This window comes from Kitasatospora sp. NBC_01539, from assembly GCF_045040525.1.
Classification (GTDB): Bacteria; Actinomycetota; Actinomycetes; order Streptomycetales; family Streptomycetaceae; genus Kitasatospora.
On the sequence record NZ_CP109390.1, the window covers coordinates 3,789,203 to 3,808,183 of the forward strand.

The 18,981-nt window shown below is 73.9% G+C and carries 21 protein-coding genes and 1 pseudogene; 11 read left to right on the forward strand and 11 right to left on the reverse strand.

Annotated features, from left to right (window positions below):
* Nucleotides 1-72 precede the first annotated feature (72 nt).
* On the reverse strand, nt 73-933 hold the full coding sequence (locus OG335_RS16105) for a GNAT family N-acetyltransferase (protein ID WP_405011807.1): 861 nt from the start codon (nt 931-933) through the stop codon (nt 73-75).
* Nucleotides 934-973: 40 nt separating this feature from the next.
* Nucleotides 974-2,998: a thioredoxin domain-containing protein gene (locus tag OG335_RS16110; RefSeq protein ID WP_405011808.1), complete on the reverse strand. Its 2,025-nt coding sequence runs from the start codon at nt 2,996-2,998 to the stop codon at nt 974-976.
* A 180-nt stretch (nt 2,999-3,178) separates the two neighbouring features.
* On the opposite strand from OG335_RS16110, the gene OG335_RS16115 reads away from it, so the two are divergent.
* The 3 genes from OG335_RS16115 to OG335_RS16125 are packed head-to-tail and all read left to right on the forward strand — an operon-like array spanning nt 3,179 to nt 4,262.
* On the forward strand, nt 3,179-3,568 hold the full coding sequence (locus OG335_RS16115; protein ID WP_405011809.1) for a hypothetical protein: 390 nt from the start codon (nt 3,179-3,181) through the stop codon (nt 3,566-3,568).
* A 17-nt stretch (nt 3,569-3,585) separates the two neighbouring features.
* A complete protein-coding gene (locus tag OG335_RS16120) occupies nt 3,586-3,858 on the forward strand; it encodes a hypothetical protein (RefSeq protein ID WP_405011810.1) in 273 nt (90 codons plus the stop codon).
* A complete protein-coding gene (locus OG335_RS16125; RefSeq protein WP_405011811.1) occupies nt 3,855-4,262 on the forward strand; it encodes a type II toxin-antitoxin system VapC family toxin in 408 nt (135 codons plus the stop codon). Before OG335_RS16120 ends, OG335_RS16125 begins: the two co-directional genes overlap by 4 nt.
* Before the next feature lie 33 nt (nt 4,263-4,295).
* Here OG335_RS16125 and OG335_RS16130 read toward each other — a convergent pair.
* The 3 genes and pseudogenes from OG335_RS16130 to mca all read right to left on the reverse strand — a co-directional run.
* Nucleotides 4,296-4,454: pseudogene (locus OG335_RS16130) on the reverse strand (DUF255 domain-containing protein); the annotation flags it as partial.
* Nucleotides 4,455-4,655: 201 nt separating this feature from the next.
* Nucleotides 4,656-4,847, reverse strand: coding sequence for a hypothetical protein (locus OG335_RS16135; protein ID WP_405011812.1), 192 nt, complete (start codon nt 4,845-4,847; stop codon nt 4,656-4,658).
* 48 nt (nt 4,848-4,895) lie between these two features.
* Nucleotides 4,896-5,765: a mycothiol conjugate amidase Mca gene (gene mca, locus OG335_RS16140; protein ID WP_405011813.1), complete on the reverse strand. Its 870-nt coding sequence runs from the start codon at nt 5,763-5,765 to the stop codon at nt 4,896-4,898.
* A gap of 151 nt (nt 5,766-5,916) precedes the next feature.
* On the opposite strand from mca, the gene OG335_RS16145 reads away from it, so the two are divergent.
* Both OG335_RS16145 and greA read left to right on the forward strand, forming a co-directional pair.
* Nucleotides 5,917-6,330 (forward strand): DUF4307 domain-containing protein, encoded by a 414-nt coding sequence (locus OG335_RS16145; protein WP_405011814.1) that lies wholly within the window; start codon nt 5,917-5,919, stop codon nt 6,328-6,330.
* A 276-nt stretch (nt 6,331-6,606) separates the two neighbouring features.
* Nucleotides 6,607-7,104 (forward strand): transcription elongation factor GreA, encoded by a 498-nt coding sequence (greA, locus tag OG335_RS16150; RefSeq protein WP_405011815.1) that lies wholly within the window; start codon nt 6,607-6,609, stop codon nt 7,102-7,104.
* A 126-nt stretch (nt 7,105-7,230) separates the two neighbouring features.
* On the opposite strand, the gene OG335_RS16155 is transcribed toward greA, so the two are convergent.
* The 3 genes from OG335_RS16155 to ilvA all read right to left on the reverse strand — a co-directional run bounded on the left by OG335_RS16155 (nt 7,231) and on the right by ilvA (nt 10,544).
* Complete coding sequence (locus OG335_RS16155; protein WP_405011816.1) at nt 7,231-8,094, reverse strand: ABC transporter permease; 864 nt, start codon at nt 8,092-8,094, stop codon at nt 7,231-7,233.
* A gap of 1 nt (nt 8,095) precedes the next feature.
* Nucleotides 8,096-9,115, reverse strand: coding sequence for an ATP-binding cassette domain-containing protein (locus OG335_RS16160; protein WP_405011817.1), 1,020 nt, complete (start codon nt 9,113-9,115; stop codon nt 8,096-8,098).
* Between the two features lie 217 nt (nt 9,116-9,332).
* A complete protein-coding gene (gene ilvA, locus OG335_RS16165; RefSeq protein ID WP_405011818.1) occupies nt 9,333-10,544 on the reverse strand; it encodes a threonine ammonia-lyase in 1,212 nt (403 codons plus the stop codon).
* 123 nt (nt 10,545-10,667) lie between these two features.
* Between ilvA and OG335_RS16170 the strand changes: the two genes are divergently transcribed.
* Complete coding sequence (locus tag OG335_RS16170; protein ID WP_405011819.1) at nt 10,668-11,141, forward strand: MarR family winged helix-turn-helix transcriptional regulator; 474 nt, start codon at nt 10,668-10,670, stop codon at nt 11,139-11,141.
* 113 nt (nt 11,142-11,254) lie between these two features.
* On the opposite strand, the gene OG335_RS16175 is transcribed toward OG335_RS16170, so the two are convergent.
* Entirely contained in the window at nt 11,255-12,409 is a 1,155-nt protein-coding gene (locus tag OG335_RS16175; protein WP_405011820.1) for a cystathionine gamma-synthase, read from the reverse strand.
* A 308-nt stretch (nt 12,410-12,717) separates the two neighbouring features.
* Here OG335_RS16175 and OG335_RS16180 point away from each other — a divergent pair, with 308 nt between their 5' ends.
* The 4 genes from OG335_RS16180 to msrA are packed head-to-tail and all read left to right on the forward strand — an operon-like array spanning nt 12,718 to nt 16,345.
* Nucleotides 12,718-13,890, forward strand: coding sequence for a hypothetical protein (locus OG335_RS16180; RefSeq protein WP_405011821.1), 1,173 nt, complete (start codon nt 12,718-12,720; stop codon nt 13,888-13,890).
* 12 nt (nt 13,891-13,902) lie between these two features.
* Entirely contained in the window at nt 13,903-14,541 is a 639-nt protein-coding gene (locus OG335_RS16185; RefSeq protein ID WP_405011822.1) for a hypothetical protein, read from the forward strand.
* On the forward strand, nt 14,538-15,638 hold the full coding sequence (locus OG335_RS16190; protein ID WP_405011823.1) for a nucleotidyl transferase AbiEii/AbiGii toxin family protein: 1,101 nt from the start codon (nt 14,538-14,540) through the stop codon (nt 15,636-15,638). The genes OG335_RS16185 and OG335_RS16190 overlap by 4 nt, the downstream gene beginning before the upstream one ends.
* A gap of 41 nt (nt 15,639-15,679) precedes the next feature.
* On the forward strand, nt 15,680-16,345 hold the full coding sequence (msrA, locus tag OG335_RS16195) for a peptide-methionine (S)-S-oxide reductase MsrA (protein WP_405011824.1): 666 nt from the start codon (nt 15,680-15,682) through the stop codon (nt 16,343-16,345).
* Between the two features lie 35 nt (nt 16,346-16,380).
* Here the strand turns inward: msrA and OG335_RS16200 are convergent, their stop codons facing one another.
* Nucleotides 16,381-16,857: a DUF1203 domain-containing protein gene (locus OG335_RS16200; RefSeq protein WP_405011825.1), complete on the reverse strand. Its 477-nt coding sequence runs from the start codon at nt 16,855-16,857 to the stop codon at nt 16,381-16,383.
* Nucleotides 16,858-17,143: 286 nt separating this feature from the next.
* Between OG335_RS16200 and OG335_RS16205 the strand changes: the two genes are divergently transcribed.
* Nucleotides 17,144-17,506, forward strand: coding sequence for a cupin domain-containing protein (locus OG335_RS16205; RefSeq protein ID WP_405011826.1), 363 nt, complete (start codon nt 17,144-17,146; stop codon nt 17,504-17,506).
* A gap of 54 nt (nt 17,507-17,560) precedes the next feature.
* Here the strand turns inward: OG335_RS16205 and OG335_RS16210 are convergent, their stop codons facing one another.
* On the reverse strand, nt 17,561-18,868 hold the full coding sequence (locus tag OG335_RS16210; RefSeq protein ID WP_405011827.1) for an Ig-like domain-containing protein: 1,308 nt from the start codon (nt 18,866-18,868) through the stop codon (nt 17,561-17,563).
* Between the last annotated feature and the right edge of the window lie 113 nt (nt 18,869-18,981).

An 18,981-nucleotide genomic window follows, 5' to 3' on the forward strand; every position in this document is an offset into this window, starting at 1 on the left:
CCTCGTGCGGACCCGAACACCCCGGGGGAGGCCCGCCCGGCGGCGCCGGGACGGGAAGTGGCGGCCGGCGGCCTACCGGGCGGTGAAGTCCAGCACCACGAGGTCGCCGACCCGGCGGTAGCCGAGCCGGTGGTAGATCGCGTTGCTCGTCCGGTTGGCGAGGTCGGTGTAGAGGAGCACCTCCGACGCACCCTCGCGCAGGGCGTGCGCGGAGCCGGCCGCGACCAGGCCGCTCGCGTAGCCGCGGCCGCGCAGGGCGGGCGGGGTGTACACCGGGCCGATGCGCGCCATGCCGGCGATGACGGGGCTGACCCCTGCGAAGGAGACCGGGAGACCGCCGTCCTCCCAGAGGTGCAGGGTGCCGTCGGCGAGCCGGTGGTCGACCGCGGCGGCGTGGTCGGTGGCCCGGCCCCCGGCGATCTCGGCGGTGAACGCCTCGTGCCAGGCGACGAGTTGCTCCCGGTCGTCCGCCCCGGCGGGCCGGACCAGGCCGCTCGGGGCCGGCGAGGGCGGCACCAGCACGGCCAGCCGGTGGAGCCGTTCGTCGACGGCCACGGTCACGGTGACGCCCCCGTCGGCCGCCACCCAGGCCGCCGCGAACGCCTCCGCGGTCTCCCGGATGCCGCCGACGCCGCGCACCGGCACTCCCCGCGCGTGGAGGGTGCGGGCGAGTTCGGCGGCGGCGGGCACCGGCATCCGGCCCAGCCGGAGCGGGTACGGCGGGGTCCGCAGGAACACGCCCTCGACGGGGCCGTCCGGTGCGGGCCGCCACCAGCCGAGCAGCGGGTCGTCCGGCCCGTAGGCGTGCGGGCCGTCCTTGGCGAACCGGTCGAGCACCGTGAGCAGCACGGTGTTCTCCGCCGGGTGGTCGGTGACGAAGGCTCCGGCCCCGGCGCGGAAGGCGGCCGGGTCGTGGGTCAGGGTCCAGGTCATGGCCCATGGTGGCGCGGGCCGGCCGCCCGCCGCACGCGGATTACCCGAGCCGCTCGGCGAGTCGGGACGCGTCCGCGGTCGGTGCGTCGCATGTGAAGTGCCGGCAGACGTACGCCGCGGGCCGGCCGTCGAGGAGCGGGCGGCCGGCGAGCAGCGGGACGTCCTTCGAGCCGGGCGCGCCGACCGCGACGACGGCGCCGGGGGCGGTGCCGCGCAGGGCGGTGCGGTGGAGCTCGGCGGTGGCGGGGTCGTCGGCGGGGCCGACGACGGCGACCTCGCGGGGGCCGTCGACGAGGGCCTCCGCGACGGCGAGTCCCCAGCCGACGAACCGCGGGGCGCGGGTGCCGAGCGCGGTGACGATGCCCAGGGCCTTCTCGGCGGCGGTGCGGTGACGCTCGGAGCCGGTGTACGCGGCGTAGCCGAGCAGGGCGCCGGCCGCGGCCGTCCAGCCGGAGGGCGTGGCGTTGTCGGTCGGGTCCTGCGGGCGGCGGATCAGCTCCTCCGCGTCGTCCGCGGTGTCGTGGAAGGCGCCCGACGCGGGGTCGGCGAAGTGCGCGAGGACGGTGTCGAGGAGGCCGCCGGCGAGGTCCAGCCAGGCGGTGTCGCCGGTGACGGCGTACAGCGCGAGGAAGCCCTCGGCGGTGTCGGCGTAGTCCTCCAGCACGCCGGCGTTCGGGCCGGGCCGTCCGTCGCGGGAGGTGCGCAGCAGCCGGCCGTCGGCGGTGAGGTGCACGGAGAGCAGCAGGTCGGCGGCGCGTTCGGCGGCCTCGACGAGGTCGGGACGCTCCAGCAGGGCGCCGGTCTCGGCGAGGGCGGCGACGGCGAGGCCGTTCCAGGCCGCGACGACCTTGTCGTCACGGGCGGGGGCGGGGCGTTCGGCACGGGCCTCGGCCAGTCGGGCGCGGATCCGGTCGTACGCGGCCGGGTCGGCGGGGTCGCGGAGGAGCTGCAGCACCGAGCTGCCGTGCTCGAACGTGCCGGTGACCTCGAAGAGTCCGGCGGCGGTCGCCGCGTCGTCGGGGCCGAGTGCGGCGGTGAGCTGCTCGGGTGTCCAGGCGTAGTAGGCGCCCTCGGCGGACTTCCCGGCGGCCGGATCGAGCGAGTCGGCGTCCAGCGCCGAGGCGAACCCGCCCTCGGGGGTGCGGAGTTCGCGGAGCAGGAAGTCCGCGGTCTCCAGGGCGATGCGGCGGGCCTGCGGGTCGCCGGTGGCCCGCCACAGGTGCAGGTAGGCGCGGAGCAGCAGGGCGTTGTCGTACAGCATCTTCTCGAAGTGCGGCACGACCCAGTCGGCGTCGACGGAGTAGCGGGCGAAGCCGCCGCCGAGCTGGTCGTAGAGGCCGCCGCGGGCCATGGCGTCGCAGGTGCGCCGTGCCATCTCCAGCGCCGCCTCGGAGCCGGTGCGGGCGTGGTGGCGCAGCAGCCACTCGACGACCATGGACGGCGGGAACTTGGGGGCGCCGCCGAAGCCGCCGCGGCGCTCGTCGAAGCCGCGGGTGAGCTCGACGACGGCGGCGTGCAGGTCGGCCTCGCCGGGCGGGGGCAGGGTGCCGGCGGCGTAGACGCGGGCGCGTTCGGCGAGGTCGGTGCGGATGCGGCGGGCGACCTCGTCGACCTCGTCGCGGCGGTCGCTCCAGGCGGAGACGACGCCTTCCAGCACCTGGCGGAAGCCGGGCATGCCGTGCCGGGGCTCGGGCGGGAAGTAGGTGCCGAAGTAGAACGGGTCCTTGGCGGGGGTGAGGAAGACGGTCATGGGCCAGCCGCCGTGGCCGGTCGCGGCCTGGACGGCCTCCATGTAGACGGCGTCGACGTCGGGCCGCTCCTCGCGGTCGACCTTGACGGCGACGAAGTGCGCGTTCACGTAGGCGGCCGTCCCGTCGTCCTCGAAGGACTCGTGGGCCATGACGTGGCACCAGTGGCAGGCCGCGTAGCCGACGGAGAGCAGCACCGGCACGCCGCGCCGTTCGGCCTCGGCGAAGGCCTCCGGCCCCCAGGGCCACCAGTCCACGGGATTGTCGGCGTGCTGCTGGAGATAGGGCGAGGTCGCATCGGCCAGACGGTTCGTCATGACGGCAGTATCCAGGAGCCCGGCGCTCCACGGGGTGTCCCCCCGCGCGCGCCGTGACCGTCCGCGGCAGAGGGACGTGTGGCGAGCACGGAACACACTGCTGCGGCGCCTGGGCGCTATGCGACGGCACCACCTGGACGCCTGGCGGCGCGGCTCACGGAGGGCCTGGCCCTCGCGGAGGTGATCGAGCTCTGCGATCCGGACGGACGCCGGAAGCTCGGCGCCTTCGATCAGCTGCCCTACGGGGATTACCAGCAGGTCCTGGGCAATCAGGAGCAGTGGGACAAGCCGGGCTGGCCGTTGGATCGCAAGCCCTTCATCGCCCGCCTCGACGAACTGCGCGAGATCCGCAACGAACTGATGCATTTCAACGACAAGGACAAGGCCGGCGACTCGGCGATACCCGTGCTCCGCAACATGATCGAGCTTCTACGCGAACACGGCGGCCGAGGTGAGGCGGTTGCCCGGCCCCAGCCGGGTGATCGTCCGACAGGCACAGTCACCCTCCGAGGGCACCTGTGGAGCGCCGAAAGCCCTCGCTCCCCCATAGACCCTCTCTGTAATAGATAGTGTCTTACACTGGGGTCATGAAGACGACCCGAGCCGGGACCACCGAGAACATCTCCGTGTCCATGCCCACCGAACTGGTCACTGAGCTCCGCTCCCGAACCGGCCGTCGCGGGCTGTCCGGCTACATCACCGAGGCCGTCAGGCACCAACTCGCCATGGACGGGCTCGCCGAGATCGTGGCGTCCCACGAGGAGGAACACGGCGCGCTCACGGAGCAGGAGATCGAAGCCGCTCGTCGTGAGCTGTTCGAAGACGGGAACGCCGAGGATGTCGAGCGGGGCGCTGCATGAAGGAGCAGCCGGCCCGCTCGCTGGTGCTGGACTCCGAGGCGCTCTCCCTGCTCCTGCGCAACGACCGCAGGATGGCGGCTCGCATCGAGGCATCCCGGCAGGTCGGGGTTCCCGTCCTCGTGTCTGCGCTGACCATCGTTGAAGCCGTGCAGGGGAAGACCGATCTGGCGCGCTTGAAGTGGGTGCTCTCCCGGCTGCGGGTGGAACCGGTCAGCCAGGAGGACTCCCTGACCGCGGTGGCGCTACTTCAGGACGCGGGCGGGCTGCACGGGCACAAGTACGCGATCGACGCCCTGGTTGCCGCGCTCGCGCTCCGCGTCCCGGCCCCCGTGATCGTTCTGACCTCCGACCGGGACGACTGGTCGAAGCTCTGCGGGAAGCGCGTGATCATCAGAGAGGTATGAGCACTGCCGACTACCGGGTCTGCGATTTCACTGACACCAGTGGCAGGCCGCGTAGCCGACGGAGAGCAGCACCGGCACGCCGCGCCGTTCGGCCTCGGCGAAGGCCTCCGGCCCCCAGGGCCACCAGTCGACCGGGTTGTCGGCGTGCTGCAGCAGGTACGGCGAGGTCGCGTCGGCGAGACGGTTCGGCATGGGGCCGTCCTTGCGCATCACCACCGCCGTCCGGTGACCCGCACGCCGTGGAGGTGCGCGTGCTGCGGCGCCGTCAGGTGGCCGGCCCGCGGCTTCCGGGGGCCGCGCCCCGGTCGGCGGTGCCGTCGGGACGCCGGGCGGGCCGGACGGTCGCGGCCGCCGTCGCGGCGCGGCGCCGGGGCCGTGCCCTCCCCGGCGGGGTCACTCCTTCGGGGATTCGGGCTCCTCGGCGAAGTCGATCTTCTTGAACCGGCTGTTCATCGACTTCAGCAGGTACCAGGTGGCGACGCCGAGGGCCGCGAAGACGACGAAGCCCAGCAGGCCGGGGGTGACCTTGGTCTCGTCGAGGGCGAGGTCGGCGGCGAGGTGCGTGAGGTTCACGGGGGTGCTCATCTCTCCATGGTGGCCCGGCCCTACGGGGGCCGGGCCACCGGGGTGGGGCTACTTGCGGAGGCCTGCGAAGAGGTCGTCCTCGGGCAGGTCGGTGTCGACGTGCGAGCGGGCGAGTTCGTAGTCCTCGGTGGGCCAGACCTCGCGCTGCACGTCGATCGGCACGCGGAACCACGGGCCGTCCGGGTCGATCTGGGTGGCGTGCGCGATGAGGGCCTTGTCGCGGATCTCGAACCAGTCGTCGCACTTCACGCGGGTCGTGATCTCGCGCTCCTTGCGGCCGCTCTTCTCCCAGCCCTCGATCCACTCGCCGTACGGGGAGTCGTGCCCGTTCTCGGAGAGGTAGGCGTGGAGGGCGCGGATGCGGCCCATCGGGAAGCCGTGGTTGTAGTACAGCTTCTGCGGCCGCCAGGGCTCGCCCGCCTCCGGGTATGCCTCGGGGTCGCCTGCGGCGTCGAAGGCCACCATGGTGATCTTGTGGGTCATGATGTGGTCGGGGTGCGGGTAACCGCCGTTCTCGTCGTACGTGGTGATCACGTGCGGGCGGAACTCGCGGATCAGCCGCACGAGGGTGCCGGCCGCGGTGTCCACGTCCTCCAGGGCGAAGCAGCCCTCGGGGAGCGGGGGCAGCGGGTCGCCCTCGGGCAGGCCGGAGTCGACGTAGCCCAGCCAGGCCTGCTGCACCCCGAGGATCTCCCGCGCGGCGTCCATCTCCTTGCGGCGCACCTCGTGGATGTTCTCCTCGACCCAGGGGTCGCCCTGCAGCTTCGGGTTGAGGATCGACCCCCGCTCGCCGCCGGTGCAGGTGGCCACCAGCACGTCCACCCCCTGGGCCACGTACATCGCCATGGTGGCGGCGCCCTTGCTGGACTCGTCGTCCGGGTGCGCGTGCACCGCCATCAGTCGCAACTGCTCGCTCAACGCCTGGTTTCCTTCCAGGTATGTCCGGTTCGTCGGGTCGCCTCCCCCGCCGCCTCCGGCGCGGACGTGCCCCTCCTATAGTGACGGACTGGGGAGCCCCTCCATTCCCCCGCCAGCCCGAGAGCTCCTCGTCGAAAGGACCGAGCCGCCCATGGACCGGAGCCGTACGACCGCCGCCGTGCCCGTCGGCCGGTACAGCCGCCGCTCCGACGCGGAGGCCGACCGCCGCCTGCGGAGGGCCGCCGTGGTGTGCGGGGTGCTGTTCCTGGGCTTGGTGGCGTGGCTGGGCGGCTCGTACATGCTGCGGGAGAGCACCATCAACGCGAGCGTGCCGACCTTCCAGGCGGTCTCGGACAGCGAGCTGCAGCTGCAGCTGTCGGTGCGCAAGAAGTCCGGCACGGCGGGGGTGTGCACCGTCCGCTCGATGAGCTCGGACAAGGCCGTGGTGGGCCTGTTCGACTTCCCGGTGCCGGCCGGGGGATCGACGTACTCGAAGGTCGTCACCCTGCACACGACGGCCCGCGGGGTCACGGCCGAGGTCCTGGGCTGCACGCCGCGGAAGTAGGTGCCGCCCGGGCCGTCCCCTTTGCACATCCCACCCGGCCTGGCGCATATTCGGGGATGAGGGCGGGCATCCCCACGGAGTGCCGCGGCCCTGCGCCGCGGCCGTTGCCGTACCCGGACACCTGCGAGCGCCCCTCCCGCCGGGAGGCGGAAATTGTTAGGCTCGTGGTTTCGCCCCTTCCGAGCACGCACACGGGAGCGGGCGTTGCTTTGTAGTGACACAGAATCCTGCTGACGACCAACCCTCAGCACAGCCCAGTACCGACGAGGAGCACCTGTGACCCAGACCAGCGATGACGTGACCTGGCTCACTCAGTCCGGCTACGACCAGCTCAAGGCCGAGCTGGAGCACCTGACCGGCCCCTGGCGCATCGAGATCGCCCAGAAGATCGAGGCGGCGCGCGAGGAGGGTGACCTCAAGGAGAACGCCGGTTACCACGCGGCCAAGGAGGAGCAGGGCAAGTACGAGGCCCGCATCCGCCAGCTCACCCAGCTGCTGGAGCGTGCGAAGGTCGGCGAGTCCCCCGCGGACTCCGGCATCGTCGCGCCCGGCATGATCGTGACCGTGGCCTTCGACGGCGACACGGACGACACCATGCGCTTCCTGCTCGGCTCCCGCGAGGTGGCCGGCGAGGACCTCGACATCTACTCCCCGCAGTCGCCGCTCGGCCGCGCGATCAACGGCAAGAAGGTCGGCGAGGACGCCACGTACGAGATGCCGAACGGCAAGCGTGCGAGCGTCACGGTCATCGAGGCCAAGCCCCACGCGGGCTGAGCACGGCACCGCGCACGGAGGGGCGGGCCCGGCGACACGCCGGGCCCGCCCCTTCTTTTTCTCCCGCGGTTCGCGGCTTCTCCCGCGGTTCGCGGCGCCCGTGCCGCCGCGTCGTCCCGCTCCTGCTCAGCCCGCGGCGGAGCGGTACTTGCGCACCGAGAGCCAGGAGAACAGCGCCATGATCACCAGCGACCAGACGATCGACACCGGCACCGCGTGCTGCATCGGCCAGGCCTCGTCGACCGGGCCGACCTGGTTGCCGAAGAGGTCGCGGCAGGCCTGCACGGTCGCCGAGAACGGGTTCCAGTAGGCGATCGGCTGCAGCCAGCCAGGCATCGAGCTGATCGGCACGAAGGCGTTGGAGATGAACGTCAGCGGGAACAGCCAGATCAGGCCGGCCGAGGTGGCCGCCTCGGGGCTGCGCACCGACAGGCCGATGAGCGCGCCGATCCAGGAGAAGGCGTAGCCCAGCAGCAGCAGCAGGCCGAAGGCGCCGAGCGCCTGCCAGATGCCGTCGTGGATGCGCCAGCCCACCAGCAGCGCCACCAGGGCGAGCACCAGCAGGATGAACGCGGTCTGCACCAGGTCGGCGAGGGTGCGGCCGACGAGCACCGCGGAGCGGGTCATCGGCAGCGAGCGGAAGCGGTCGACCAGGCCCTTGGTCATGTCCTCCGCGATGCCGGCCGAGGCGCCCGCCACCGCGAAGGTGACGGTCTGCGCGAAGATGCCGGCCATCAGGAACTGGATGTACGCGTCCTGGCTGGCCTGCGTCCCGGGGATCTGGATCGCGCCGCCCATGACGTACGAGAACAGCAGCACGAACATGACCGGCTGCATGAGCCCGAAGACCACGATCTCGGGGATGCGCATCATGCGGCGCAGGTTGCGCCGGGCGATGACCCAGGAGTCGTGGAGGATCGCGGCGATCCCGGTGCGCTGCCGGGGGACACCGCCGCCGATGGCGTGCTCGGTGGTGGAGGCGGTCGTCATCTCAGGACTCCTTCCCTTGGCCGCGGCGGGCCTTCGCCTGCTTCTGCGAGCCGTCCGTGCCGCCCTCGCCGTTCTCCTCGGCCTCGGTGGCGTGGCCGGTGAGCGACAGGAAGACGTCGTCGAGGGTGGGGCGGCGCAGGCCGATGTCGTCGATCTCGATGGTGCGGGCGTCGAGTTCGCGGATGACGTCCGCGAGCACCTTGGAGCCGCCGCTGACCGGCACGGTGATCTTCCGGGTGTTGCGCTCCACCGCGGGCTCGCCGAGCGCGTACGGCGCGAGTGACGCGACGGCCTCGGCGACCTCGTCGGCGCGGTGCACGACGAGCTCGATGCGCTCGCCGCCGATCTGCGCCTTGAGCTCGTCGGCGGTGCCGCGGGCGATGACGCGCCCGTGGTCGACGACGGCGATGTCGTGGGCGAGGCGGTCGGCCTCCTCCAGGTACTGCGTGGTGAGCAGCAGCGTCGTGCCCTGGTCGACGAGGGTCTCGATGACCTCCCAGAGGGCGAGCCGGTTGCGCGGGTCGAGGCCGGTGGTGGGTTCGTCCATGAACATCACCGGCGGGCGGACGACCAGGGCCGCGGCGAGGTCGAGGCGGCGGCGCATGCCTCCGGAGTACGTCTTGGCGGTGCGGTCCGCGGCCTCGGTGAGGTTGAACCACTCCAGCAGCTCGCGGGCGCGGGCCTTCGCGTCGCGGGCGCTCATCTGGTAGAGCTCGCCGACCATCTGGAGGTTCTCGAAGCCGGTGAGGTACTCGTCGACGGCGGCGTACTGGCCGGAGAGGCCTATCAGGCTGCGCACCTTGTTGGGGTGGGCGAGCACGTCGACGCCGGCGACGGTGGCGCGGCCGGAGTCGGGGCGGAGCAGCGTGGTGAGCACCCGCACGGTGGTGGTCTTGCCTGCTCCGTTCGGGCCGAGCAGGCCCAGCACGGTGCCTTCGGGCACGTCGAGGCTGACGCCGTCGAGGGCGCGGACGTCGCCGAAGGTCTTCACGAGGTTCTCGGCTTGGATGGCTGGCGCCATGGCCTGCCTCATCTCCTGTTTTGTCCGGAATGTCTTCTGATCGTCACACGGCCGCCCGGGCGGGCGGAGGTCGAGCATCGCGATACATCGCGAGAGGATGGCATCTCGCGATATATCGCGTCAAGCGATTTTGTCCCGACACTCCTCCGGGCGACACCCCGGGCCCGCACGCCCAAGGGCGTGTCCGACCATTCCGTCGGGAACGGTCGGACACGCCCTAGTGGGAGACGACGTAGCCCGCCTCGCGCAGTTCCCCCAGCACCAGCGCGCAGTGCTCCGGCCCCTTGGTCTCCAGGTGCAGGTCGACCTCCACCTCGGAGAGCCCGAGCTGCGGATCGATCCGCACGTGCGCGACGTCCAGCACGTTCGCGTCCGCCCTGGTCAGCACCGAGAGCATGCCTCCCAGCGCCCCGGGCTTGTCCGCGAGGCGCACCCGCAGCGAGAGGTACCGGCCCGCCGCCGCGAGACCGTGCCGCAGCACCCGCTGCATCAGCTGCGGGTCGATGTTGCCGCCGGACAGCACCGCCACCACCGGGCCCTCGAAGGAGTCCGGCTGCTCCAGCAGCGCCGCGATCGGACTCGCCCCGGCCGGTTCGACGACGAGCTTCAGCCGCTCCAGGCCGACCAGCAGCGCCCGTGACAGCGAGTCCTCGGAGACCGTGCGGATGCCGTCCGCCAGGGTGTTCACCACCTCGAAGGGGATGTCGCCCGGCCGGCCGACCATGATCCCGTCCGCCATCGTCGCGACCCGCTCCAGCGACACCGGACGCCCGGCCGCCAGCGACGGCGGGTACGCGGCGGCACCCGCCGCCTGCACCCCCACCACCCGGACGTCCGGCCGCAGCGGCTTGACCGCCGCCGCGATCCCCGCGACCAGCCCGCCGCCGCCCACACCGACGAGGATGGTGCGCACCTCCGGGCACTGCTCCAGGATCTCCAGACCCACCGTGGCCTGGCCGGTGACGACGTCCCAGTGGTCGAAGGGGTGGATGAACACCGCGCCGCTCGCCTCCGACCAGCGCTGCGCGGCCTGCAGGGCCTCGTCCACCGTGGCGCCGTGCAGCCGCACCTCGGCGCCGTAGTCGCGGGTCGCCGCGACCTTCGGCAGCGGCGCCGCGAGCGGCATGAAGACGGTGGAGCGCACCCCGAGCAGCGCCGCCGCGAGCGCCACCCCCTGCGCGTGGTTGCCCGCGCTCGCCGCGACCACGCCGCAGGCCTTCTCGACCGGCGTCAGCCCGGCGATCCGCACGTACGCGCCGCGCAGTTTGAACGAGCCGGTGCGCTGCAGGTTCTCGCACTTGAGGTGGACGGGCGCACCGACCAGCGCGGAGAGGTACCGGCTGCTCTCCATCGGCGTGACACGGGCGACCCCGGCCAGCATCTTCTGCGCACCGCGGACGTCGTCGAGGGTGATCGGCCAGCTCTGCATGCGGATCAGCGTACGGCTGCGCCGGTGCGCCCACGGGCAGCGCCGGGCCTGTTCCCGGGCCGGGCCGTCCGGCGTACCCTGCTGGCTCGGAGCACCCGCACCGCCTCGTGAACGTGAGCCGCGATGACGACGCCCTCGCCCCCGGCCGCCCCCGGCGACGACCCCCTCCACGACCGGCTCCAGTACCAGCTGGCGGTGTTCGCCCGCCGCCTGGACCAGCTCCGGCACGGCGTGGTCGGCTCCCTCGACCGGGCCGCCTACCTGCTGCTCGACGAACTGCACCGGTGCGGCCCGGCGAGCGTCAAGGCGCTCGCGGCGGCACTCGGCGTCGACTCCTCCACCGTCACCCGGCAGGCCGCGCCGCTCATCGCGGCGGGCCTGGCCGGGCGGGTGCCGTACCCGGCGGACCGCCGGGCCGTGCACCTCGCCCTCACCCCGCTCGGCGACCGGCGGCTCGCGGAGGTGCGGGCCGGCCGCGAGGAGCTGATGCGCCGTCTCACGGCCGACTGGCCGGCCGACGAGCAGCAGGTGTTCCTCACCCTGCTGGCCCGGTTCACCGACTCGCTGGGGACGTACGCGGCCGACGGCCCGCCGTGAGACGGCCCGGGCCGTGCCGCGAAAGCCCGGCCCTGAAAACCCGGTCCCGAAAGCCCGGCGGCCGCGAAAGCCCGGCCCCGAAAGCCCTGCCCCGAAAGCCCGGCCCCGGAGCCTCAGCCCAGGGCCTGGCGGAGGTCGGCGAGCAGGTCGTCCACCGACTCGATGCCCACCGACAGCCGCACCAGGTCGGCCGGCACCTCCAGCACCGAGCCCGCCACCGAGGCGTGCGTCATGCGGCCGGGGTGCTCGATGAGCGACTCCACGCCGCCCAGCGACTCGCCCAGGGTGATCAGCTTCGTGCGGTTGCAGACCTCGACCGCCGCCTCCTCGCCGCCGTTCACGCGGAAGGACACCATGCCGCCGAAGGCCTTCATCTGCTTGGCCGCGATGTCGTGGCCCTGGTGCCCGGGCAGGCCCGGGTAGAGCACCTGGTGCACCTTCGGGTGGCCGGTCAGCAGCTCGACGATCTTCTCCGCGTTGGCGCTGTGCCGGTCCATGCGCACCCCGAGCGTCTTGATGCCGCGCATCACCAGCCACGCGTCGAACGGGCCGGAGACCGCGCCCATCGCGTTCTGGTGGTAGGCGACCTCCTCGCCCAGGCCGGCCTCGGCCAGCACCAGCGCACCGCCGACGACGTCGGAGTGGCCGCCCATGTACTTGGTCGTCGAGTGCACGACGGCGTCCGCGCCGAAGGCGATCGGCTGCTGCAGGTACGGGCTCGCGAAGGTGTTGTCGACCACGAGGAGCGCGCCCGCGCCGTGCGCGACCTCGGCGAGCGCCGTGAGGTCGGTGATGCCCAGCAGCGGGTTGGACGGCGTCTCCACCCACACCGCACGGGTGTTCGGGCGCAGCTGGGCGCGGACGTCCGCGAGGTCCTGGGTGTCGGCGACGGAGAAATCCACGCCCCAACGCGTCAGCACCTTCGCGAACAGCCGGAACGTTCCGCCGTAGGCGTCGTTCGGGATGACGATGTGGTCGCCCGGCTTGAGGATCGTGCGCAGCAGGGTGTCCTCGGCCGCGAGGCCGGACGCGAAGGCGAGGCCGCGGGCGCCGCCCTCCAGCGAGGCGAGGCACTCCTCCAGCGCGGTGCGCGTCGGGTTGGCGGAGCGGCTGTACTCGTAGCCCTCGCGAAGGCCGCCGACGCCGTCCTGCTTGTACGTGGACACCTGGTAGATCGGCGTGACGACGGCCCCGGTCCGGGGGTCTGCTTCCTGACCTGCGTGGATGGCGAGGGTCTCGAAGCCGTGGTGAAGCTGGTGCTCGGTCATGTCTCCGAGCCTAGTGCGCCCGCGGCCGCGCGCACGGGCACAGCGCGGACACGGCACCGGCACGGCACCGGCACGGCGCGGGCGCGGAGGGCCTGCCCGCCGTCGTACCCGGTCGGTACGATCACGGCTCCGCACCGCTGCCCGATCGGCGCCCCGGGGGAGGCGCACAGGCGCGGCCCGCCGCACGTCCGTCGGCGCCCCGCCCTCCTGCGGCCCTCCCGCGCGGCCCGCCCTCCCGCCCGGCCCCACCTGCTCGGCAACCCCCGCGCGGCCCCGCACGGCCGTCGCCGGACCCCGGAAGGAACCGCATGACCGTCTGGATCGCCGTGGCCGTGGCCGTCCTGTTCGTCGCCGAACGCACCCTGCGGTGGTACGCCGAGCGGCGGGTCGCCCGGCTCGACCGCCGGATCGAGGCCCTGGAGGCCCGGGCGGCCGCCGCAGCCCCCGGGGCCTCCGACGCGCTCGACCCCACCGCCTTCGGCCTGCCCGCCCGGGCCGACCTGGACACCGAACACGGCGCGCCCCCCTCCCGTGCGAGCAGCGCGGCCGACCGGGCACGGGCCGCCGCACGGTCCGGCGACTGGACCCCCTCGGCCGCCCACCTCACCGCGGCCGGCACCGACTGGGACGAGCGCCACCTGCGCATCGAGGCCCTCGCCCGGCACGCCGTCGAGGACGACACCTGGCTGCGCAACTGGCTCCGCAAGCAGCCGGACTCCCCGGACGCGGCGGTGGTGCACGCCGCGACCCTGGTCACCCGGATCGGCCGCCTCCGGGCGATCCAGCCCGAACGCCGGCTCCGCCAGGAGGAGCTGCGCACCCTGCGCCTGCTGCTCGACGGGGCACTGCCCGCCTGCACGCGGGCGGCCGCGCTCGCCCCCGACGACCCGTCACCGTGGGCCTGGCGGCTGGAGGCCGTGCTGGGCCGGTCCCGGACGGAGTTCGACGCGGTCTTCCAGGAGGCCGTCGACCGCGCCCCGCACCACTACGGCGCCCACCGGTCGGCGTTCCGGCACCGGACACCCATGCCCACCGAACCGGTGGAGCCGATGATCGCCTTCGTCGAGGGGATCGCCGCCACCGCCCCGCCGGAGAGCCTCCTCTCCGGCCTGGTCCTCGAAGCGCTGCTGGTGGTCGACTCCCGCCAGCAGGACTTCGCCGCGTGGACCACCCCGGCCGCCCGCCGGGCCGTCGACCGCGTGCTCGCCGACCTGGGCACCGTGCCCGCGGACGACCCGCGCGCCGCCGAGCTCCGCCACCTCGTCGCCTACGGCCTCACCCACGACGGGCGGTACGCGGAGGCCGTCGGGCAGTTCCGGCTGATCGGCCGCCACGTGGGCAGCCCGCCGTGGTCGTGGGCGAGCGACCCGGCCGCGTGGTTCGGCACCGTCCGCAACCGTGCCCTGGCCGGCTGGGACGCGGCCGGCCGGCCCGCGCCCCCGGAGGCGCCCGGTCCGCGGCCCGCTGTCGGTGCGGGGTGACAGGATGCCCCGGTGCACGCCGCCCCGACACCGCCGTTCGCCGGTGACTTCGAGATCCATCTGACCGTCGCCCCGCACCACGGGCCGGGCCTCACCGCCTGGGCGGCCGGGCGCGGCCTGAAGGTCGTCGACATCGAACTCGCCCGCGGCGCCGCCCCCGTGCAGCCCATGCTGACCCTGGCCGTGCGCGGACCGTTCGCCGAGGCGGCCGCGCTCGCCGCGCGGACCGCCGGGGCCGCGGGCCGCGACGGGTTCGCCGTGCTCCGCACCAAGATCGAGGCCGCGCCGTGGGCCGACGGCGTGCCCGCCACCGACGCGGCGGCGCGCGCCCTCGGCCCCGCGTACTACTTCGAACACCACGTCAAGCTGCTCCTCGGCGGACCGCCCGACGCCCGGCTGGCCGCGGCCGCCGAACGCCACGACGCCCACCTGTCCCGCAACGCCCGGCGCACCCGGCCCGACGGCCGGCAGGAGCACTTCGTCACCCAGCGCTGCCGTATGGTCGGCTCCACCACGGCCCGGCAGCGGCTCGACGGACTGCTCGACGAGCTGAGCGGCCACCACATCGTCTCCGTCGAGAGGGAGTTCGCGGTGCTCGACACCGACGAGGCCCTGGACTCCGGCTGGATCACCGAAAGGCTCACCCGATGACCCGCCCCAGCACCGACCAAGGCCCCTGGCACGACCTCGGGTACGGCCCGTGGAGCCCGGAGCTCCGGGTGCCGCAGCAGCGGCCCACCGCCGACGAGAGCGCGGACCTCGGTCTGCCCCGCTCGCTCCGTCCGGTGGTCGGCGACGGCGTCGTCCAGCGGCCGGTCTTCGACCCCTCCCTCGCCGAGTTCACCCGCGCCCTGCGGGCCGGCGACCCCGAGTTCGCCGACCCCGCCACCGGTGCCGCCTGGTACCGCGCCCGCCGCACCGCGCTCGACACCGTCCTCGCCGCGGTCGCCGCCTCCCCCTGGGCCGAACACCTGGTGCTGCGGGGCTCGGTGCTGCTCACCGCCTGGTACGGCGCCGAGGCCCGCGAGCCGGGCGACCTCGACTTCATCGTCACGCCCGCCGACTGGGAGCTCGACGACCCGCGCACCGGCGAGATGCTCCGCGCCCTCGCCGTGGCCGCCGGGGAGCGCTCGGCCGCCGTCCGGCTGCACGCCGACGACGCCGCGCAGGACGAGATCTGGACGTACGCCCGGGTGCCCGGCCGCCGGCTCGTCGTGCCGTGGAGCGCCGACGGCCTGCCCGGCGGCAGCGTGCAGCTCGACTTCGTCTTCACCGAGGCGATCCCGACCGAGCCCGTGCGCACCGCCGTGCCGCCGCTCGCCGGCCCGGCCGACGGCGGCCCTGGTGACGGCGCGCCCGCCGTCCTGCGCACCGCCGACCGGGAGCTCTCCCTCGCCTGGAAGCTCCTCTGGCTGATCACCGACGGCTTCGCCCAGGGCAAGGACCTGTACGACGCCGTGCTGCTCGCCGAGTCGACCCCGCTCCGCTACGAGCTGCTGCGCCGCGTCTTCGACGGCGTCGACGACGACTGGTACGCCACCCGTCCGATCGTCCACGACGACCTCGCCGAGGCCCTGGAGTGCGTCGAGTGGGACGAGTTCCGGAAGGACCACCCGCACCTCGGCACCGCCGACGAGTACGCCGCCCGGCTGCTGGCCGCGCTCGCCCCGACCTTCGGCGACCGCAGCGAGGACGAACTGCGCGCCCTGTGGACCGCCCCGGAATCCGCAGCCGCCGCACCGCGTTGAACGGGACGGAACCCCGACCCGCCGGACACCTGGAGCAGGCCTTGCTGTTCAACCGCCACAAGAGCGCGCTCGTCCCCGCCGACCAGGCACTGCCCGGCCGCCCCTCCCCCGCGTTCGCCCTCACCGAGCCGCACACCGTGCTCGGCCACCCCCTCGACGGCCCCTACCCGGCCGGGCTGGAGGTCGCCGACTTCGGCCTCGGCTGCTTCTGGGGTGCCGAGCGGACGTTCTGGAAGCTCCCCGGCGTCTGGACGACCCTCGTCGGCTACCAGGGCGGCCACACCGAGAACCCGACGTACGACGAGGTGTGCAGCGGTCTGACCGGCCACACCGAGGCCGTCCGCGTCGTGTACGACCCCGCACTCGTCCCGTACGACACCCTCCTGAAGACCTTCTGGGAGTCGCACGACCCGACCCAGGGCTTCCGCCAGGGCAACGACGTGGGCACCCAGTACCGCTCGGCCGTCTACACGCACTCCCCCGCCCAGCAGGCCGCCGCGGAGGCCTCCCGCGACGCCTTCCAGCCGGCCCTGGGCGCGATCGGCCTCGGCGCCATCACCACCGAGATCGCCCCCGCCGGCCCGTTCTACGCCGCGGAGCCGTACCACCAGCAGTACCTCTCCGACGCGAAGAACCCCAACGGCTACTGCGGTCTCGGCGGCACCGGCGCGAGCTGCCCGATCGGCGTGGCCCGCACGCAGGGGTGACCGGGGCGGCGGCGCCGGAGGCGGACCGGGCGGGCTCAGGCGCGCCGCACCGCGTGGAAGAAGCAGCCGAACCCGAGGGCCCGCACGTGCACCACCGCGACCTCCGGGTCGGTGAGCAGCGCCTCGGCCCGTGACCGGGCCTCGGCGGGTTCGACGGGCACGCCGCGCAGGATGTGGCCCCGCCGGTCGTACGCGCGGAGCACCCGCGACCCGGTGTGCAGGCCGTCGGGCCAGCCGGGGGCCGGGCCGTCGCACGGGTCGGCGTGGAGGAAGACGGGCCCCTGCTCGTCGTACGGGCCGGGGTCGGCGCCCGTCTCGGCGGCCCAGCGGCGCAGCGGGGCGTAGCTGACGAGGGCGACCGGCTCCCCGGGGCGGGCGCGGGTGAGGCAGCAGCGGAGCGGGGCACCGCCCTCGGCCGGGGTGGAGAGGACGGGGGGTCGGCCGGCGTCGTCGCTCCGGAGGAGGCGGGCGCAGGTGTCGGCGGGGATCGGTTCGATGCGCAGGGTCGTCATGCCGGCCAGCCTGCCGGGGCCCGGGCGCGGGCACCGGCGGGTTCGCGACGTGGCGCTGCGGGCGACGTGGCACTGGGCGGCGCGGGCGCTGCGGGCGGCCGCCGCCGTGGAACCCCGGGGGCGGGCGGGGCGTCAGGAACGGTCCGCCGCACGGGACCGGTCCGGACCGGCCGGTGCCGGTCCGGCGGCCCTGGCCGCGTTCCCCGGACGGGCGCAGACTGGGGGTACCAGCAGGGCCGCGCCCGACGGGGCGGGATCGCCGCCCCCCGTCGGAGGGAGCACCGCCATGTCCGGCCTCGTCCGTATGAGCCTCGACGCACCCGAGGAAGTCCGCCCCTTCGAAGAGGGCAGCGGCAAGGTGGAGCTGGTCAACCTCGCCGGTGGCGGGGTCGGCCGGGGCACGTTCGAGCCGGGCTGGCGATGGTCGCGGCATGTGAGGCCGATCGCCGGGACGGGGACCTGCCAGGCCTCGCACGTGGGGTACGTGCTGTCGGGCCGCATGCGGATCGTGATGGACGACGGCCAGGAGGACGAGTTCGGCCCTGGTGACTTCATGGTGTGCCCGCCCGGCCACGACGCCTGGGTCGTCGGCGACGAGGCGTGCGTCGTGATCGACTGGCAGGGGTTCGCGGACTACGCGAAGCGCTGATCCCGCCGGCCGGGGCCGCCGACCACGACGGCGGCCACCGGGCGCCGGGGCGGGTCAGATCGCGCTGCCGGCCTTCCAGTCGGCCCAGCCGAGGTTCCAGCCGTTGAGCCCGTTGGACGGCGTGACCGTCTTGTCGCCGGAGTTGACGACCTCGACGACGTCGCCGACGAGCGAGCCCTTGAAGAAGGCGGCGCCGTCGGTGGTGTCGTCGCCCGCGCCCTGGACGTCCCGGAGGGCTATGCAGCCGTGGCTGAGGTTCTCCCGGCCGAAGGCGGCGGACGGCGACCAGTAGTTGCCGTGGATGAACGTGCCGGAGGTGGTGAGCCGCTGGGCGTGGGGCACGTCGGGGATGTTGTACTCGTCGCCGAGGCCGACGGTCTGGGAGTCCATCTTGGTCTGGAGGTACTGCTCGGAGATGACGAGCTTGCCGCCCCAGGTCCGGGTGGCGGGGGCGCCGCCGATGATCGGGTGGACCGCGGTGACCTCGCCGTCGGTGGTGACGGTGAGCGTGTGGGCGGCGAGGTCGGCGACGCTGGTGCGGCTGCGGCCGACGGTGAAGCGGATGTCCTTCGACTGGGTGCCGTACACGCCCTTGGCGCCTTCGACGTCCTTGAGGCGGAGGCTGAGGGTGACGGTGGTGCCCTTGGCCCAGTACTCGCGGGGGCGGAAGTCGAGGCGGGTGCTGGAGTACCAGTGGCCGACGACCTCGACGCCGGTGTCGGCGGTGACGGTGATGGCCTGCTGGACGGCCCTGCGGTCGGTGACGGCCTTGTTGAAGGTGATCGAGACCGGCATGCCGACGCCGACGGTGGAGCCGTTCTCGGGGGTGAAGTGCCCGACGAAGGTGTGGGCGGGCGAGGCGGTCGCGAACTCGGCGTGCGCCTCGGTCTCCAGGCCGTCCGGGTCGGCGGCGGAGGCGGCGACGGTGTAGCCGGTGCCGCTGGCGAGCGTCGCGGTGGAGGTCCAGGAGCGGCCGCCGGCGGCGAGGGTGCCGGCGACGGTGCGGCCGGCCCCGTCGGTGACGGTGACGGTGGAGAGTGTGCCGCCGGTCACGGTGACCCGGATCGGTGCGGTGAAGGAGGCCGAGGTGCTGCCGTCGGCCGGGGTGACGGATATTCGGGCGGCGGAGGTCTTCGGGGTGCCGCTCGCCCCGTCGGTGGCGCCGTTCTCGGTGCCGTCACCGTCACCGCCCGCGCCGCCGGCGGGCAGGCCGGCCGCCGCGGTGGAGCCGGCGGCGGGGCCGCCGGAGTCGCCGTTGCAGGCCGCGACCAGGAGGACGGGCGCGCCGAGCAGGCCGGCCAGGACGCCTCGGCGGCTCCAGCCGGTCGTGGTTCCGCGCTCCTGGTGGTGGGGTGCCGTCACGGTCGTTCTCCCTGCTGCGGTGCCTGCGCGGGTCGGCGCGCCTGTACGGATCAAGCATGGCAATTCGGATCAATGGCATGGTCCGTCACAAATGCTTGAGACCGTACGAGAGT